Consider the following 1,196-nt stretch of genomic DNA (forward strand, 5'->3'; position numbering starts at 1 on the left):
AAATGGCAAAGGAAAAGTTCGAGCGGACCAAGCCGCACGTGAACGTAGGTACGATTGGTCACGTTGACCACGGCAAGACGACGCTGACGGCAGCAATCGCCACGGTGCTGGCTGCGAAGTTTGGCGGCGCAGCCAAGAAGTACGACGAAATCGACGCAGCGCCGGAAGAGAAGGCACGCGGCATTACCATCAACACCGCACACGTGGAATACGAGACGGCCAACCGCCACTACGCCCACGTTGACTGCCCGGGCCACGCTGACTATGTGAAGAACATGATCACGGGCGCTGCGCAGATGGACGGCGCGATCCTGGTGTGCTCGGCCGCTGACGGCCCGATGCCGCAGACGCGCGAGCACATCCTGCTGGCCCGTCAGGTTGGCGTGCCTTACATCATCGTGTTCCTGAACAAGTGCGACATGGTGGACGACGCCGAGCTGCTCGAGCTGGTGGAAATGGAAGTGCGCGAGCTGCTCTCGAAGTACGACTTCCCCGGCGACGACACCCCGATCATCAAGGGTTCGGCCAAGCTGGCGCTGGAAGGCGACAAGGGCGAGCTGGGCGAAGTGGCGATCATGAACCTGGCCGACGCGCTGGACACGTACATCCCGACGCCGGAGCGCGCGGTTGACGGTACGTTCCTGATGCCGGTGGAAGACGTGTTCTCGATCTCGGGCCGCGGTACCGTGGTGACGGGTCGTATCGAGCGCGGCGTGGTGAAGGTCGGCGAAGAAATCGAAATCGTGGGTATCCGCCCGACGGTGAAGACGACCTGCACGGGCGTGGAAATGTTCCGCAAGCTGCTGGATCAAGGCCAGGCTGGCGACAACGTGGGTCTGCTGCTGCGCGGCACGAAGCGCGAAGACGTGGAGCGCGGCCAAGTGCTGTGCAAGCCGGGTTCGATCAAGCCGCACACGCACTTCACGGGTGAGGTGTACATCCTGTCGAAGGACGAAGGTGGCCGTCACACGCCGTTCTTCAACAACTACCGTCCGCAGTTCTACTTCCGTACGACCGACGTGACTGGCTCGATCGAGCTGCCGAAGGACAAGGAAATGGTTATGCCGGGCGACAACGTGTCGATCACCGTCAAGCTGATCGCCCCGATCGCCATGGAAGAAGGTCTGCGCTTCGCTATCCGTGAAGGCGGCCGTACCGTCGGCGCCGGCGTCGTGGCAAAGATCCTCGACTAAGCA

General features: G+C 62.2%; 1 protein-coding gene. It reads left to right on the forward strand.

From position 1 onward, the window contains the following. Positions 1-2 precede the first annotated feature (2 nt). Positions 3-1,193, forward strand: a complete 1,191-nt coding sequence (gene tuf / locus AB4120_RS27580; RefSeq protein ID WP_144200257.1) for an elongation factor Tu — start codon at positions 3-5, stop codon at positions 1,191-1,193. Positions 1,194-1,196: the final 3 nt, after the last annotated feature.

It is taken from the genome of Cupriavidus sp. 2KB_3, from assembly GCF_052115685.1.
In the GTDB taxonomy this organism is placed as follows: domain Bacteria; phylum Pseudomonadota; class Gammaproteobacteria; order Burkholderiales; family Burkholderiaceae; genus Cupriavidus; species Cupriavidus campinensis.